Origin of the sequence: Chryseobacterium panacisoli, assembly GCF_008274625.1 — a bacterium.
GTDB classification, from domain to species: Bacteria; Bacteroidota; Bacteroidia; order Flavobacteriales; family Weeksellaceae; genus Chryseobacterium; species Chryseobacterium panacisoli.
The window spans coordinates 201,959-219,502 of the sequence record NZ_VTRU01000006.1; the positions used below are offsets into that span (position 1 = coordinate 201,959).

General features: G+C 37.3%; 13 protein-coding genes. 11 read left to right on the forward strand and 2 right to left on the reverse strand.

Features of this window, described 5'->3' with window-relative positions; all coding sequences use genetic code 11:
- Nucleotides 1–8 precede the first annotated feature (8 nt).
- Nucleotides 9–3,404 (reverse strand): isoleucine--tRNA ligase, encoded by a 3,396-nt coding sequence (gene ileS, locus FW781_RS19925; protein ID WP_149389021.1) that lies wholly within the window; start codon nt 3,402–3,404, stop codon nt 9–11.
- 449 nt (nt 3,405–3,853) lie between these two features.
- Here ileS and FW781_RS19930 point away from each other — a divergent pair, with 449 nt between their 5' ends.
- The 3 genes from FW781_RS19930 to FW781_RS19940 all read left to right on the forward strand — a co-directional run bounded on the left by FW781_RS19930 (nt 3,854) and on the right by FW781_RS19940 (nt 7,585).
- The gene (locus FW781_RS19930) at nt 3,854–5,542 is read left to right on the forward strand and encodes a M23 family metallopeptidase (protein WP_149389022.1); all 1,689 of its coding nucleotides are present in this window, start codon (nt 3,854–3,856) and stop codon (nt 5,540–5,542) included.
- A gap of 75 nt (nt 5,543–5,617) precedes the next feature.
- The gene (locus FW781_RS19935; RefSeq protein ID WP_149389023.1) at nt 5,618–6,910 is read left to right on the forward strand and encodes a phenylacetate--CoA ligase family protein; all 1,293 of its coding nucleotides are present in this window, start codon (nt 5,618–5,620) and stop codon (nt 6,908–6,910) included.
- A gap of 75 nt (nt 6,911–6,985) precedes the next feature.
- Complete coding sequence (locus FW781_RS19940; RefSeq protein ID WP_149389024.1) at nt 6,986–7,585, forward strand: hypothetical protein; 600 nt, start codon at nt 6,986–6,988, stop codon at nt 7,583–7,585.
- A gap of 33 nt (nt 7,586–7,618) precedes the next feature.
- On the opposite strand, the gene FW781_RS19945 is transcribed toward FW781_RS19940, so the two are convergent.
- Complete coding sequence (locus FW781_RS19945; protein ID WP_149389025.1) at nt 7,619–8,875, reverse strand: NAD(P)/FAD-dependent oxidoreductase; 1,257 nt, start codon at nt 8,873–8,875, stop codon at nt 7,619–7,621.
- A 98-nt stretch (nt 8,876–8,973) separates the two neighbouring features.
- Between FW781_RS19945 and FW781_RS19950 the strand changes: the two genes are divergently transcribed.
- The 8 genes from FW781_RS19950 (at nt 8,974) to FW781_RS19985 (ending at nt 17,543) form a co-directional block, all read left to right on the forward strand.
- A complete protein-coding gene (locus FW781_RS19950) occupies nt 8,974–10,494 on the forward strand; it encodes an HAL/PAL/TAL family ammonia-lyase (RefSeq protein ID WP_172625771.1) in 1,521 nt (506 codons plus the stop codon).
- Nucleotides 10,495–10,575: 81 nt separating this feature from the next.
- Nucleotides 10,576–11,307 carry a 3-oxoacyl-ACP reductase FabG gene (gene fabG, locus FW781_RS19955; protein WP_149389027.1) on the forward strand — a complete coding sequence of 244 codons (732 nt, stop codon included), beginning with the start codon at nt 10,576–10,578 and terminating at the stop codon, nt 11,305–11,307.
- Nucleotide 11,308: 1 nt separating this feature from the next.
- Nucleotides 11,309–12,529 (forward strand): beta-ketoacyl-[acyl-carrier-protein] synthase family protein, encoded by a 1,221-nt coding sequence (locus FW781_RS19960; protein ID WP_149389028.1) that lies wholly within the window; start codon nt 11,309–11,311, stop codon nt 12,527–12,529.
- 4 nt (nt 12,530–12,533) lie between these two features.
- Nucleotides 12,534–12,788 (forward strand): acyl carrier protein, encoded by a 255-nt coding sequence (locus FW781_RS19965; RefSeq protein WP_101240639.1) that lies wholly within the window; start codon nt 12,534–12,536, stop codon nt 12,786–12,788.
- 120 nt (nt 12,789–12,908) lie between these two features.
- Complete coding sequence (locus FW781_RS19970; protein WP_149389029.1) at nt 12,909–13,793, forward strand: LpxL/LpxP family acyltransferase; 885 nt, start codon at nt 12,909–12,911, stop codon at nt 13,791–13,793.
- A gap of 174 nt (nt 13,794–13,967) precedes the next feature.
- A complete protein-coding gene (locus FW781_RS19975) occupies nt 13,968–15,494 on the forward strand; it encodes a phytoene desaturase family protein (protein WP_149389030.1) in 1,527 nt (508 codons plus the stop codon).
- Nucleotide 15,495: 1 nt separating this feature from the next.
- Nucleotides 15,496–17,181, forward strand: a complete 1,686-nt coding sequence (locus tag FW781_RS19980; protein ID WP_149389031.1) for a C45 family autoproteolytic acyltransferase/hydolase — start codon at nt 15,496–15,498, stop codon at nt 17,179–17,181.
- A complete protein-coding gene (locus FW781_RS19985) occupies nt 17,178–17,543 on the forward strand; it encodes a hypothetical protein (protein ID WP_149389032.1) in 366 nt (121 codons plus the stop codon). Before FW781_RS19980 ends, FW781_RS19985 begins: the two co-directional genes overlap by 4 nt.
- The last annotated feature ends 1 nt before the right edge of the window (nt 17,544 follow it).

A 17,544-nucleotide genomic window follows, 5' to 3' on the forward strand; every position in this document is an offset into this window, starting at 1 on the left:
ACTACATGTTAATTTTTTTCAACATTTATCTTAAAATTAACCTCATCTATTTCGATTTCGTTAAAATTTGAAAGTGAAGATACAATTTCTATTTTATTTGACAAGACTTCGGAAGAAATATATTCTTCATTTTTCTTAATATCATTGAGGAAAGGTGAGTTTTCTTCAATGGAGATATTAATCTTGTCTGTCAGTTCAAAGTCTTTATCTTTTCGCAGGTTTTGAATTCTGTTGATGAATTCTCTTGCGATACCTTCAGATTTTAGCTCATCGGTTAACGTCAAATCTAATGCCACAGTTGTTTTACCGTCTGAAGTAACCGTCCATCCCGGAATATCTTTTGTGGAAATTTCCACATCATCAAGCGTGATTTCATATCCCTGAACGTCTATTTTTCCTTCTTTTTCAAGACCGGCAATCTGTTCTGTAGTAAGACTGGCAATCCCGGCACCTACCACCTTCATATCTTTTCCTAACTTAGGACCAAGAGCTTTGAAGTTGGGTTTTATCTGTTTTACAATTAAGTGAGATGCTTCTTCAGCATTGATTAACTGTAATTCTTTCACGTTTACTTCCTGCTTGATCAGATCTGCAACAGCAAGAATCTGCTCTTCTGTTTTAGAATCCAATACAGGAACCAATACTTTTTGTAACGGCTGGCGAACTTTTACATTTTCTTTCTTTCTTAAAGAGAAGACCATACTTGTAATGTTCTGAGCCAAATGTGTTTTTTCAACCAGATCCTGGTCAATTAAGCTTTCATCAGCTACCGGGAAGTCTGTTAAGTGTACAGATTCACAGTTTTCTTTACCGGTTACTTTATTTAAGTCCTGATACAACTGATCCATAAAGAATGGAGCAATAGGAGCTGAAAGTTTTGCAACTGTCTCAAGACAAGTGTATAAAGTCTGGTAAGCAGAGATTTTGTCGTCAGAATAATCTCCTTTCCAGAAACGTCTTCTGCACAATCTTACATACCAGTTGCTTAAGTTATCATTTACAAAGTTGCTGATTGCTCTTGCTACTCTTGTGGGTTCATAGTCTTCATAGAAAGCTTTTACATCCTTGATCAGAAGGTTAAGTTCGGAAAGTATCCATCTGTCAATTTCCGGACGGTTTTCCACTTCTTTTTCTGAATAGTTGAAGCCGTCAACATTTGCATATAGGGCAAAGAATGAATACGTATTGTAAAGCGTTCCGAAGAACTTTCTTCTTACTTCGTCAATTCCTTCAATGTCAAACTTCAGGTTTTCCCATGGATTTGCATTGGAAATCATATACCAACGCGTAGCATCCGGTCCGTAAACAGAAAGTGTTTCAAACGGATCTACGGCATTTCCTAAACGTTTTGACATCTTCTGCCCGTTCTTATCCAGAACAAGACCATTACTCATTACATTTTTATAAGCAACAGAATCAAACACAGCCGTCCCGATGGCGTGAAGCGTATAGAACCATCCACGGGTCTGGTCAACACCCTCTGCGATGAAATCAGCAGGGAATGCTTTATTGTTATCAATTAATTCTTTATTTTCAAAAGGATAATGCAATTGTGCATACGGCATAGAACCTGAATCGAACCAAACGTCGATCAGGTCACTTTCACGTTTCATTGCTTTTCCTGAATCAGAAATCAGTACTACTTTGTCTACTACATTTTTGTGAAGATCCACAAGCTCATAGTTAGACTCAGCCATATTTCCGATGATGAAACCTTTGAAAGGGTTTTCAGCCATCAGCCCAGCTGCAATTGATTTCTCGATTTCGTTGTATAATTCTTCTACAGAACCTATGATCTTTTCTTCTTTCAGGTCATCTGTTCTCCAGATTGGCAACGGAATACCCCAATATCTTGAACGGGAAAGGTTCCAGTCGTTTACATTCTCCAGCCAGTTGGCAAAACGTCCTTCTCCGGTAGCTTTCGGTTTCCAGTTGATTTCTTTGTTTAAATTAACCAATCTGTCTTTTACAGCCGTCATTTTCACAAACCATGAATCCAGCGGATAATACAATACCGGTTTATCTGTTCTCCAGCAGTGCGGATAAGAGTGGACATATTTTTCTACTTTGAAAGCCTTGTTCTCTGTTTTCAATAAGATCGCAAGTTCTACATCCCATGATTTCTCAGGAGCAGTTCCTTCATCGTAATATTCATTTTTGATATAGGTTCCGGAGAATACTTCAGGAACATTATCTCCTTTGATGAATTTACCCTGTAAATCTACCAATGGCACAAGGTTGTCATTTTCGTCTTTTACCAACATTGGAGGAATCTCAGGCTGAGCCATTTTAGTAACTCTCGCATCATCTGCACCAAAAGTAGGTGCTGTATGAACGATACCTGTACCGTCTTCTGTCGTTACGAAATCTCCCAGGATCACTCTGAATGCATTTTCAGGGTTGTCATTTGGAGTAAACCAGGGAACTAATTGCTCATATCTTGTATCAACAAGTTTTTCTCCTGTAAATTCTTTTAATATCTTGAAAGGAATTATTTTAGTTTCCGGAGTATAGTTGGCAAAATCCTCATCTGTACCTTCTGTATATTTTTTACCGAAAACTTTAGGTAAAAGAACGCTTGATAAAACTACTGTTACAGGTTCAAATGTATATTGATTAAAGGTTTTCACTACAACATATTCAATATCTCTACCTACAGTAAGAGCGGTATTGGATGGAAGTGTCCATGGAGTAGTCGTCCACGCAAGGATGTGCACATCTCCTTCAACATCATTGAACAATGCCGAAGAGTCTTTCTTTACTTTAAACTGAGCTACAACCGTTGTGTCTGAAACATCACGATAAGTCCCGGGCTGATTAAGCTCGTGAGAAGAAAGTCCTGTTCCTGCTTTTGGAGAGTAAGGCTGGATCGTATATCCTTTGTATAACAGGTCTTTGCTATACAATTGTTTCAACAACCACCAAACGGTTTCCATATATTTTGACTTGTACGTGATGTACGGATCATCAAGGTCTACCCAATATCCGATTTTCTCCGTAAGGTTATTCCATACATCGGTATAACGCATTACTGCTTCACGGCAAGCTTTGTTATAGTCTTCAATAGAGATTTTTTTGCCAATATCTTCTTTCGTGATTCCTAATTCTTTTTCTACACCCAGTTCCACAGGAAGACCATGCGTATCCCAGCCAGCTTTACGGAAAACCTGCTTTCCGTTCTGCGTCTGGTAACGGCAGAAAATATCTTTCAATGCTCTTGCCATTACGTGGTGAATTCCAGGCATACCGTTTGCTGAAGGCGGACCTTCATAAAAAACAAACTCAGGATTTCCCTGACGAATCTCAACACTTTTATTGAAGGTTTTATTTTGTTTCCAAAATTCCGCTACATTCTCTGCTACGTCAATAAGGTTGAGGTTTTTGTATTCTTTAAATTGGCTCATTGTAAATATCTCAATATCGTTGATTAATTAAGTCTGCAAATTTACTAAAATTTGTCGGTTTATAATATATGTTTTATTTCGATATATTCTATTAAAAAGTTCAATTTCAGAAATATAATAATGGAAATGAGAAAAAATGAATGGTGAATGATCAATGAGTGAATTTTTCTGGCTGTTTTTTATGTAAGATTTATACACTTTATTCAATAGGATTGGGCTTTAGCCCACTTAAAAGATCGAATCCATTCAATGGCTTTAGCCAAAACCTGATGGTCACGCAAAGTTCACAAAAATGTTGTGAATGATTTATAATTGCTCGCAAAGGCTTTTCACTCAGTAGAGGAAATAGGGTAAAGAGAATAAAAATGATTCTAAAATAGATTCTGCCAACAACCGCATATTGGCGGGAATTTTGTACATTTAAATAGACGTATAAACTCAAATGCTGTATGAAAATCTTTTATCACCTGATGCTTTTTGTTTGTTTTATCAACATGGGCATTGTACACGCTCAAAATAACTACCCTCAGAATTATTTCCGGAATCCGCTCAACATTCCCATGCAGCTGGCCGCCAATTTTGGTGCTGTCCGGACAAATCACTTTCATATGGGACTTGATTTAAGAACCAACAGCCAGGAGAACTTGCCGGTTGTAGCAGCAGCAGAGGGATATGTGAGCAGAATAAAAGTGGAACGATACGGATTTGGAAATGCAGTGTATATTACTCATCCCAATGGCTATACTACTGTGTATGCCCATTTGAACAAGTACTTTAATAAACTTGATGAATATGTAAAAGAAAGGCAATATAAAGACGAAAAGTGGGAACAGGATATCACTTTCCAACCTGGACAGTTTCCTGTGGAAAAAGGACAGCAGATCGCATTGAGTGGAAACACAGGAGGCTCCGCCGGCCCCCATTTACATTTTGAAATAAGAGATACCAAAACAGAAGAATGTCTTAATCCCTTGCTTTTCGGTTTCGCTATTCCAGATACTGTAGCACCCATTATCAGCGGGCTGTATTGGTATGACCGGCGTTTCAGTACTTATGAACCTGGAGCGAACGGAATTGCAGTAAAAAAAGCTGGAAATGTTTATACCTCTAATCTTGTACAAGTTAATTCTCCGGAAATAAGTTTTGCCATTAAAGCTGTAGACAAAGCCAATCAGGGTTTTAATCTGGGGATTTATAACGCAGAATTATTGATGGATGGCAAGCTGATTTACAGTTTTAAAATAGATAAAATACATTACGATGATACCCGCTATATCAACGGATGTATAGATTACCCTAAATTCATCAGGGATAAAATGGGAATTCAGCACTTGTCTGATTTACCGGGAATGAAACTGCAGAACTATAGTCTTTCAAATGAAACAGGAATGATCAGCCTTCAGGATGAAAATGTTCATACCATTGAAATTGTTCTGAAAGATGTCAAAGGAAACACGAGCCGGCTAACAACAAAGCTTCAGTTCAATAAAACTTCCGACAAAGTATCTCCTACAGGGAAAACAGTAATGCCTAATGAAGGAAAAACAGTTGCTACCGAAAATACGGAAATTAATTTTAGCAAAAATGCAGTCTATGACGCTGTAAACTTCAACGCTTATGAAAAGCCGGAAGCTGATCCAGCTGCTGTTTCAAATAGCATTGTTTTACATAGCCCTTATATTCCCGTTCAAGATGAATATACTTTAAAGATAAAACCTGGCCGAAAATTATCCGATACTGAAAAAGATAAAACCGTTATTCTCCTTGATTATGGCAGCGACAAAAATGTTGTCAAGGTAAAATGGAATAATGACTGGGCAGAAGGGAGGTTTAATAGGTTGGGTACCGCAAAATTATTGATAGATAATAATCTTCCATCCGTTTCAGCAGGCTGGGCAGAAGGAGCATTGGTTAATAGCAGTTCCTTATTATTAAAGGGAACAACGAAAGTGGGAGACATTGTTTCATTCCGGGCCGAGCTGGATGGAAAATGGCTTCGCTTTGCCCGTGTAAAAGATAATTTTGTCTATACCTTTGATGAAAAGTGCCCGAAAGGATCAGGTCCTCACACTCTAAAAGTAACAACTGTGAATACCGCTGGAAATACAAACGTACAAACCTTTACCTTCCAGAGATAAATAATCTTTTAATACTTGAATCTTTAAGTCTTTTAATTTTAAATAAATAAATTTGCTCTTTAAAAATTAAAATCATTGGAATTTCATCCGTCAATCGAGAAAGCAGACATTCAGGAAATCAAACTATTTCAGGAAGAAAAACTTCATGAACTTTTGGTTTATCTTGAGGCTCATTCACCGTTTTATCAGAAAATATTCAAAGAAAATAAGATCAATATTGCAGACATTCGTACTTTGGAAGATCTTCAGAAGATCCCTACCACCACAAAGAATGATCTGCAACAGTACAATCATGATTTTTTCTGCATAACACCAGATAAAATTGTGGATTACAGTACTACTTCAGGAACATTAGGAGATCCGGTTACTTTTGGATTGTCTGACAGTGATCTGGAAAGGCTTGCTTACAATGAAGCGATATCATTTGCCTGTGCAGGAATTCAGAAAGGAGATGTTGTTCAGATGATTACTACCATAGACAAAAGGTTTATGGCAGGCCTTGCTTACTTCTTAGGCTTAAGGAAAATGGGGGCAAGTGTTGTAAGAATGGGACCCGGGATTCCTGAGCTGCAATGGGATTCTATTTTCAGATACAAACCTAAATATTTGATTACAGTTCCTTCTTTTCTTCTGAAAATGATCGACTATGCCGAAAAACATGGGGTAGATTATAAAAACTCCAGCGTTTACGGAGCTGTATGTATTGGAGAAAGTATCAAAAACCAGGATTTTACAGATAATATTCTTTCGCAGAAGATCAAAGAAAAGTGGGATATAAAACTCTTTTCAACGTATGCTTCCACTGAAATGAGTACTGCTTTCACAGAATGCGAATTCCAGATCGGAGGACATCATCATCCGGAACTCATCATTACAGAAATTCTGGACGATGAAGGAAATCCGGTAAAAGAAGGAGAAAGTGGTGAACTAACGATTACAACTTTGGGAGTGGAAGCCATTCCTCTGTTGAGATTTAAAACCGGAGATCTTGTAAAAGCCCATTATGAACCTTGTCAATGCGGAAGAAATACAATGAGGTTAGGGCCTGTAGTAGGAAGGAAACAACAGATGATCAAATACAAAGGAACAACATTGTATCCGCCTGCAATGAATGATATTTTAAATGACTTCAACAATATCTTATGCTACCAGATCGTCATTCAGGCTAACGATATCGGGCTTGATGAAATCATCATTAAACTCAGTACAGAAGAAGAACACGATAGTTTTGTCAATGAAGTGAGAGATCATTTCCGTGCAAAACTGAGAGTAAGCCCGAAAATTGAAATCATAGATTTCGATATCCTGTCTAAGACTGTTTTCAATCCAAACAGCAGAAAGCCAATAATTTTTATTGATTTAAGATAAAATTAAATATAAAGAAAGACCTGGAGCTACATTTTTATATATCTTTGGTCGCTTAAATATTAGAGCTAATACACTATGAAAAAATTATTCTTGCTGATTTTTGTAGCAATTACAACCACAACCTTTGCTCAAAATCAAATTAATATTGAATCTGGAAATTTTGACTTTCTGAAAGATCAGACTGAGGTAAATGTTCAGTTTAAATTTGAAAACCCTCTTTTTCAGGCAGATAATTATACTGAAGCCCAATATCTTGAAAGAAGAAAGACAGAGACATTAGCTAAGAAAGGCGAAGAATCCTGGAAAGAATGGGATGAAGAGTGGCAAAAGCATAAAGAATCTTTTTTTTTTGATAAGTTTATTGAAGGAGTAAATGGTAAGGCGAAAAAAATAAAATTCAGTAAAGGTGTTTCGACAAAGTATACCTTAATACTGGATACAAAATGGATCTATGCCGGATGGACAGGATTTGTAACACAGCCTGCTAAATTATCCTCAGAAATGATATTTGTTGAAACTGAAAACCCATCTAAAGTGTTAACTAAAGTTCAAGGCAATAAGATTGAAGGGATAGGAAGTAAAGGTAGCTATCGTATGGAATATGGAAGAATATCTGCTGCCTATGAGAAAACAGGAAAAGAATTAGGGAAAGCTATTAAAAATGTTTTAAAATAAAACAAAAACGGTCTGAAAATTCAGACCGTTTTTTTATGCTTGGTTTTGCTGTTCCTGTTTTTCTAACTTGATCAGATTCGCAAGATTTTTAATAACAGTATCGTGCTTCTTTACAAAAGGATTGTCTTTGTTCCAGACATATCCTGCTAAAACAGCACAGATCTTTTTCTTGACATCAGGATTTTCCGGCTGATGGAAGAAGAGTTCCTGAAGATTTCCGGTATACCATTCTTTTACATACGTGGTGAAAACATCCACTCCGTATAAAATATAATCTGAATATTCCGTCTGCCAGTTGATTTTTTCTCCGTTTAGCTGTCTTAAAGCAAGTTTGGCTGCCAGCATTCCGGATTCTGTGGCAAAAGCCATTCCTGAAGAAAATACCGGATCAAGGAATTCTGAAGCATTTCCCGTTAAAGCAAATCCATCTCCGAATAAACTTTTTACCGAACAGGAATAATCTTTCAGATGTTTAGGCTCAAAAAGGAAATCCACCTCTCCAAAACGTTTTACGTAATAATCAGAAAGAGAAATCGCTTTTCTTAGAGCTTCAGCTGCATCTCCGTTTTCAGATAATTTGTCGATATATTCAGTAGGGCCTACAATTCCTACACTGGTATTTCCATTAGAAAAAGGAATTACCCAAAGCCATACTTCGGTTTCAATAATGTCAAAAGAAATTAAAGTTCCTTCCTCTCCCGGTTCTCTGTTGATATCGTTTACATGTGAGAAGATCGCAGAGTGAGGAGATAATTTTGAAGGCTTTTCAAGGTCAAGCAGTCGGGGAAGTACTCTTCCGTAACCGCTGGAATCAATAACAAACTTAGCATGAATTTCTTTTGTTTCTCCATCCTTGGTTCTTACTGTAGTCACAGAATCTGTTCCGTCAAATTTGATGTCAATAACTTCGGTTTCAAACTCAAGATCAATTCCTTTATTAATGACTTCCTGAGCAAGAGTATTATCAAAATCAGCTCTCGGAACCTGCCAGGTCCAGTCCCAGCCTTCCCCGAATTTGTTGCTGAAATCAAAAATGCAGACTTCATTGCCACGAAGAAAACGGGCTCCCAACTTTTTTTCAAAGCCCATTTTGTCTAATGCAGGGAAAAGTCCAGCCTCATCAAAGTGATCCATTACCCTCGGAATTAAGCTTTCACCCACTACCAGTCTGGGGAATTTTGTCTTTTCGACTACTTTTACGCTGACGTTATTCTTCTTTAAGTAGGAAGAAGACACGCATCCGGAAGGTCCGGCTCCGATTACAAGAACGTCAACAAATTCTTTGCTCATCTTTGATTTTTTATTTTAATAATAACTTTTATCTTTGCCGCAAAATTAGTGACAAATAATTAATATTTTACAAAATTATCAACTATTACTTTTAATTGATGAAAATAAATAACTTTTTAGAACTGAAAGACTTTCAAAAAATTATCATTGAGAATGAAAAAATAGAACTGGATGAATCACTTTTATCAAGAGTGGATAAGAGTTTTCAGTTTTTAAAGGAATTTTCAAAAAATAAAGTAATATATGGTGTAAACACCGGTTTTGGGCCAATGGCTCAATTCAAAATCAGTGATGAAGATACACACCAGCTTCAGTATAACCTGATCAGAAGCCATTCTTCAGGAATCGGAAACCCTTTGCCTGCAGATGAGGTGAAAGCGTGTATGCTGGCAAGACTGAATACTTTGTCATTAGGGAATTCAGGAGTACACCAGTCTGTTATTTATCTTCTTCAGGAGCTGATCAACAGAGATATTACCCCACTGATCTTTGAACATGGAGGAGTAGGAGCAAGCGGCGACCTTGTTCAGCTGGCTCACCTGGCTTTGGTATTGATTGGAGAAGGAGAAGTCTTTTATAAAGGTGAAAGAAAATCTACCAAAGAGGTTTTTGAAACTGAAGGCTTAGCACCGATAAAAGTGGAGATCCGTGAAGGTCTTGCATTGATGAACGGAACTTCTGTAATGTCTGGAATCGGTATTGTGAATGCCTATAAAGCGAATCAGCTTACAGATATTTCCCTTAGACTTTCTTGTGCAATTAACGAAATTGTACAGGCTTATGATGATCACTTATCCGAAGCATTGAACGGAACAAAAAAACATTACGGTCAGCAGAAAGTGGCAGAAAGAATGCGTGCTCACCTGGCAGACAGTAAACTGATCAGAAAAAGAGAAGATCATCTTTATACTCACTTCGAGGAACAGGAAAAAGTATTCAAGGAAAAAGTTCAGGAATATTATTCTTTAAGATGTGTTCCTCAGATATTAGGCCCTGTATTGGATACTCTGGAATATACAGAAAAAGTACTTGAAAATGAGATCAATTCAGCGAATGATAACCCAATCATCAACGTTGAAGACCAGCATGTTTATCACGGAGGGAATTTCCATGGAGATTATATTTCTCTGGAAATGGACAAACTGAAAATTGTGGTTACCAAGCTGACAATGCTTGCGGAAAGACAGTTGAACTATCTTCTGAATGCCAAAATCAATGAAATTTTGCCTCCTTTTGTCAATTTAGGTAAATTAGGCTTCAATTTTGGGATGCAGGGCGTACAGTTTACGGCAACTTCTACTACGGCGGAAAGCCAGATGCTGTCGAATTCTATGTATGTTCACAGTATTCCAAACAATAATGATAATCAGGATATTGTTAGCATGGGAACCAATGCTGCGGTGATCTGCAGAAAAGTGATTGAAAATGCTTTTGAAGTATTAGCCATTGAAGCGATTACCATTATTCAGGCTGTTGAATATCTTGGTTTCCAGGATAAGGTTTCATCTTCTACAAAAGAACTGTATGATGAAATCAGAAAAATAATTCCTGCTTTCTCAGATGATATGGTCATGTATCCGTATCTGGAGGAAGTAAAGAAATATCTGAAAGGAATGTAACTATTAGCTGTTATGAACTGTCTTTAAAAAAGACATCCAGCATCAACTTTAAAAAACTAAAAACGATATAAACACTAACGCATGAAATGTGCAATTGTAACAGGGGGCTCAAGAGGAATCGGGAGAGCAATCTGTATAAAACTGGCTGAAGAGAAAAACTATCACATCCTTATCAACTACGCTTCAAACGAAACCGCAGCCAAAGAAACGTTGGCTAAAGTGGAAGAATTGGGTGCTACCGGAGAAATCCTTAAATTTGATGTAGGAAATACGGAAGAAACGCAAACTGTTTTAACAGAATGGCAGGAGAAAAATCCTGATGCCGTGGTAGAAGTGATCGTCAATAATGCCGGAATTACGAGAGACGGTCTTTTTATGTGGATGCAGAAAGAAGACTGGAACAGCGTGATCAATACAAGTCTGGATGGATTTTTCAATGTGACCAATTTCTTTATTCAAAAGCTGCTTCGTAATAAATACGGAAGAATCATCAATATGGTTTCTGTATCCGGAGTAAAAGGAACGGCCGGCCAGACGAATTATTCTGCAGCGAAAGGGGCTCTGGTAGGTGCTACAAAAGCTCTTGCGCAGGAAGTTGCCAAAAGAAATGTCACTGTAAATGCAGTAGCTCCTGGTTTCATCAGAACCGATATGACCCAGGAATTCAATGAAGAAGAACTGAAAGTAATGATTCCTGCCAACAGATTCGGGGAAGCAGAAGAAGTTGCAGATCTTGTAGCATTTTTAGCATCTAAAAAATCTTCCTACATTACAGGAGAAGTCATTAATATTAACGGAGGAATTTATTCATAACATGGAAAATAGGGTTGTAATTACCGGAATGGGAATTTATTCCTGCATCGGGACGTCTTTAGAAGAGGTCAGGGAATCCCTATATCAAGGAAAATCCGGTATTGTTTTAGATCCGGATAGAAAAGAATTTGGTTTCAGGTCTGGCCTTACAGGAGTTGTTCCGAAACCCGATCTGAAAAACCTTTTAAACAGACGCCAGCGTGTCAGTATGGGAGAAGAAAGCGAATATGCTTATCTGGCAACCATGGATGCATTAAAACAGGCAAATCTGGATGAAGAATTCTTAGATTCTCATGAAGTGGGAATTTTATATGGAAACGACAGTGTTTCCCAGGCAGTAGTAGAGTCTATAGATATTGCAAGGGAAAAGAAAGATACTACATTGATGGGGTCGGGAGCGATCTTCAAATCAATGAACTCAACAGTAACGATGAACCTTTCTACCATATTTAAGTTGAAAGGAATCAATCTTACCATCAGTGCGGCATGTGCAAGCGGTTCGCATTCTTTGGGACTGGCCTATATGATGATCAAGAATGGCTTTCAGGAGATGATCATCTGCGGAGGGGCTCAGGAAACCAACAAATATTCTATGGCGAGCTTTGACGGACTGGGAGTGTTCTCAGCCAGAGAAGACGAGCCTACAAAAGCATCCAGACCTTTCGATGCAGAAAGAGACGGATTGATTCCTAGTGGCGGTGCTGCCAGCCTGATCGTTGAAAGCTTAGAATCTGCCCAAAGAAGAGGAGCTCCAATCATTGCAGAAATTATCGGTTACGGTTTTTCTTCAAACGGAGGTCATATTTCAACACCCAATGTGGACGGGCCAGCTTTGGCAATGGACAGAGCTCTTAAACAGTCAGGATTAAAAGCTTCGGACATTGACTATATCAATGCCCATGCAACTTCTACCCCAATTGGTGATGCCAATGAAGCAAAAGCAATCTATGAGATCTTCGGGAGTGAAGTTCCGGTAAGTTCTACCAAATCTATGACCGGGCATGAGTGCTGGATGGCAGGAGCAAGTGAAGTAATCTACTCAATTCTGATGATGCAGAATGATTTCGTTGCTCCCAATATTAATCTGGAAAATCCTGATAATGAAGCACAAAAGATAAATTTAGTCGCAAAAACAAAAAATCAAAAAATTGATGTATTTTTGTCGAATTCTTTTGGGTTTGGGGGAACCAATTCTGCACTAATAGTTAAAAAATTTTATTAAAAACATGGAAAGGGAAAAAATTGTTGCTATCGTTAATGATTTTCTGGTAAATGAATTCGAGGTAGACGGAGACGAAATCAGTAATGATGCCAACCTTAAAAATACACTGGGCTTGGACAGCCTGGATTATATCGACATGGTAGTCGTGATTGAATCCAATTTCGGCGTGAAATTAGGAGAAGCAGATTTCAAGAAAATGATAACATTTGATGATTTCTATACAACGATTGAAAATAAGATTGCTGAAAAAAACGCGTAGTTATTGAGTACATCTTTATTCTATAAAATGAGCCAATGTAATAATATCAGGGTGATCCGATAACGGTTACTTTTAAAAAGGTATTATTACATTGGTTCTCTGTTATATTAAATTCTATCTATGAACAAGTGGAAAGGTAAATCTAAAGGAACAGTACTCGGATACAGAATATTCGTCTGGTGTATTAGAAATATCGGGATCAGAAGTTCATATGGTGTGCTTTATTTTGTAGCAGCTTATTATTCACTGTTTCAGAAAAAAAGTAATCAGTATATTCTTTATTACTTTCAGAAAAGGCTGAACTACGGATACTGGAAATCCAAAGCTTCCATATTTAAAAGCTATTTTACCTTCGGAAAAGTTCTGATCGATAAAACCGCTATTTCTGCCGGACTTAGAGGAAAATACACTTATGAATTTGACGGTATTGAAAACCTCAGAAATCTTTTAGCTGCTAAAAAAGGAGGGGTCCTGATTAGCGCTCATATCGGCAATTTTGAAATTGCAGAGCATTTTTTTGCAGATATCGACTTCGACTGCCAGATCAATCTGGTGACTACAGATCAGGAAGTTACTGTGATTAAAGAATATCTGGAAAGTGTTGCCGTAAAAAAGAGTAATATCAAATTCATTTATGTAAAAGAAGATATGTCGCATATCTTTGAAATTAACAAAGCTTTGTCAGACAATGAGCTGATCTGTTTTACCGGAGACCGCTATTTTGAAGGATCTAAATATCTGGAAGCAGAGTTGCTGGGGAAAAGTGCAAAATTTCCGGCTGGTCCGTTTTTGATTGCCTCAAGATTGGGAGTTCCCGTAGTCTATGTGTACGTGATGAAGGAAAATAATCTCCACTACCACTTGTATGCAAGAGTGGCCCAGAATATCAAAAACCGTGATTCGCAGGGGCTTTTACAGTCATATGTTCAGAATCTTGAAACCATGGTCAAAAAATATCCACTTCAGTGGTTTAATTATTTTGATTTTTGGGACGATATAGATTAATTTTTCTATTTTTATCCCTTAAAAACAACCGAAAAACTAAAAACCATTAAGATTTACTAAGAATTAAGATCATTAAATAGTATTTTCCAAATAAAATTTCTTTGTTTACTGTACCAAAGTAATCTTTAAATATCTTAAATTCCCTGTTTCTTAATCATTAAAGCACATTCTCTTTTGAAGAAAGCATATGACATACTTGTAATCGGCAGCGGATTGGGAGGTCTTGTTTCGGCTCTTATTTTGGCGAAAGAAGGTATGAAAGTGTGTGTTCTCGAGAAAAATAATCAATACGGAGGAAATCTGCAGACCTTTTCAAGGGACAAACTGATTTTTGATACAGGTGTACATTATCTCGGAGGGTTGGGCAAAGGACAGAATCTGAACCGGTTCTTTTCCTATCTGGAAATTATGGATGATCTCGAGCTTCAGCTGATGGATGAAGACGGATATGATAGGATAAGTTTTGGAGAAGATGAAATAGAATATCCACATGCACAAGGTTATCAGAATTTTGTTGAGCAGCTTTCCAAGTATTTTCCTGAAGAAAAAGGAAACCTTGAAAACTATTGTGAAGAGATTCAGTATGTCTGCAGCCAGTTTCCAAGGTATCATGTGGTAGGAAAAGACAATTACAACGAGGAAATTCTGCATCTTAATACCAAAAGATTCATCGAATCTGTTACCCAGAACAAAAGACTTCAGGCAGTGTTACTGGGGTCCAACTTTTTATATGCCGGAGACTCTGAAGATGTACCTTTCTATGTACATGCCTTAACGGTAAATTCCTATATCCAAAGTGCTTATAAATGTGTAAAAGGCGGAAGCCAGATCTCTAAACTTCTCATCAGAAAACTTAGGGAATATGGAGCGGAAGTTCACAAGCATTCAGAAGTTTCGGATTTTGTTTTTAATGAAAATAGTGTATTGGTATCCGTAAAAACGAAAGAAGGAAAAGAATATTTGGCAAAACAGTTTATTTCAAATATAGAGATTCGCTCTACTATTAAGCTTATCGGAGAGGAAAGACTTAAGAAATCCTTTCTGAATAGGGTATTGAGCTGGAAGCCGGTTTCATCATGCTTTAGTATTTATCTGGTTTTAAGACCTCACAGTCTTCCGAATTTCAATTACAACAGATACCATTATTCATCAGAACAACAGGTCTGGAATGCATTCCGTTACCGGAAAGAATCATGGCCGGAAACCTATATGCTTTCATCCACGCCCTCAAAACATCATCCTCAATTTGCAGAAAGTCTGACTGCAATTTCCTATATGGATTTTGATGAGGTTAAAGAATGGGAAAATACATTCAATACCGTAGCGGATGAACATGAAAGAGGAGAAGCGTATGAAAGATTTAAGCTGGAAAAAACAGAAAGGATGCTTGACGCTCTGGAAAAGAAAATTCCGAATGTAAGGCATGCCATCAAAACAATATATACTTCTTCTCCCTTGTCTTACCGTGATTATATCGGGAATTTTGAAGGAAATATGTACGGATACATGAAAAGCTCGGAGAATCCTCTTAAAACAATGGTTTCTCCCCGTACCAAAATAGACAATCTGTTTCTTACCGGGCAATCCGTTAATATGCACGGGATTTTGGGAGTGACCATCGGAGCTTTTAACACCTGTGCTGAGATTTTAGGAAAAGAAACCATTGACATGAGGCTGACACAAATGATTAATAAAAAATAAAGTGAAAAAAACGAATATCCATCTATTATATACAAGAGCTCTTTTTTATCTTACTTTTTGTTTTTTCCTCATTTCCTGTGGAATATCAAAGTCTATCCATCATATTCCTGAAGTAAAACAATATGCTTTGGAAGTCCCGGAAGTAACCAGGATCAACGACAGTACTTTCAGCTATAATCAGAATTACCTTACGAAAAATAAACAGCAGCTCTGGGAGCTTTACATTAAAGGAAATCCCTTGCAGCTGGGATATAATAACGGAGCATTGACTCAAAGTTTAATGCAGAAGCAGGAAGGAATCTTCTTTTCGAAAGTTGAGGGATTTGTACCATCTAAATTTAAGCAGAGGCTGCTAAGAGGTTTTCTAAAATGGTACAACAGAAAAATGTATCTCAATGTAAGAGAAGATTATCAGGCAGAATTGTATGGCTTGTCACAATATTCATCTGATCAGTATGATTTTATTGCAACGAAATATTTGAGAAACCTTTACCTGCACGGAGCTCATGATATTGGGCATGCGATGCAGGATCTCGCCATGGTAGGCTGTACTTCCCTTGCGGTATGGAATGAAAACACTGAAGACGGAAATCTGCTGATCGGAAGAAATTTCGATTTTTATGTAGGAGATGATTTTGCAAAAAATAAGCTGGTAGAATTTGTTCAGCCGGAAGAAGGAATTCCATACATGTCAGTAAGCTGGCCGGGAATGATCGGTGTTGTGTCCGGGATGAATAAAGAAGGAATTACAGTGACGATTAACGCTGGGAAATCTAAAATTCCTTTAACTGCAAAAACACCTATTTCCCTCGTCACAAGAGAAATTCTGCAGTATGCCAGAAATATAGAGGAAGCGGTGGCTATTGCCAAAAAAAGAAAAGTTTTTGTTTCAGAATCCATTCTTGTGGGAAGTGCTGCAGATAAAAATGCTGTAATTATTGAAGTTTCACCTAAAAATTTCGGAGTGTACAGAATTCAGAATACCAGCAGGGTTCTTTGTACCAATCATTTTCAGTCTGAAGCCTATAAAGATGACAAAAGAAATCAGAAGCATATTGAAGAAAGTCATTCGGAATATCGGTATGAAAGGCTTCAGGAACTTTTACAGGAAGAGAAAAAAATAACCCCGGAAAAAATGGCTTCTATTTTAAGAAACAAATCAGGTTTAAGGGATGAATCCATTGGTTATGGTAATGAAAAAGCACTCAATCAGCTTCTGGCGCACCATGCCGTTATATTTTCACCTCAGAAAAAACTGGTTTGGGTATCTTCCAATCCTTATCAGCTGGGAGAATTTGTTTGTTATGATCTGAATGAAATCTTTTCAGACAAAGGATTACGGCCTGATGACTTTTCAAAATCAGAATTGAATATCGCCCGTGATCCATTTGCTGACTCTGAAGAATTTGAGCACTATGAACAATCTAAAATGTTGGGTAAAGAAATCAATGAGGCAGCAGAAAATAAGGATATATTGTTGACAGATGACCTCATTCCTTATTATGAATCTATGAACCCAGATTTTTGGCAGGTCTACTATCAGTCAGGAAAATATTATTTTAACAAAAAAGAATATTCAAAGGCAAAAACTGAATTTGAAAAAGCTCTCACAAAAGAGATTACTACTGTTCCGGACAGAAGAAATGTAGAAAAATACCTGAAGAAAACTTTAAAGAAACTGAAATGATTCCTAAATATATAAAACTGCTGTTCTGCATTCCCTTTGTCATTATCATCTGCCATTCAGTATACTTATGTACGGTTTATAGCTCAGTTCCTGATATTATCCCTATTCATGGTTATGGAAATATGAAAGATAACTACGGAAGCAAAATATTTCTTATAATGCCTGTGATCATGAATTTGGTTATTCTGCTTTTTATCTGGTTGATTATCAGACGGCCGGATAAGATAAAATTTACATTTGAGATCAGCGAAGACGAAAGAGAAAGAACTTATCACATTACACAGCTGGCTTTGGTAATTATTGCGATATTTGCAACCATAATGATGACACCATTGTCATTTTATGATGTAGTTTATAAATAAT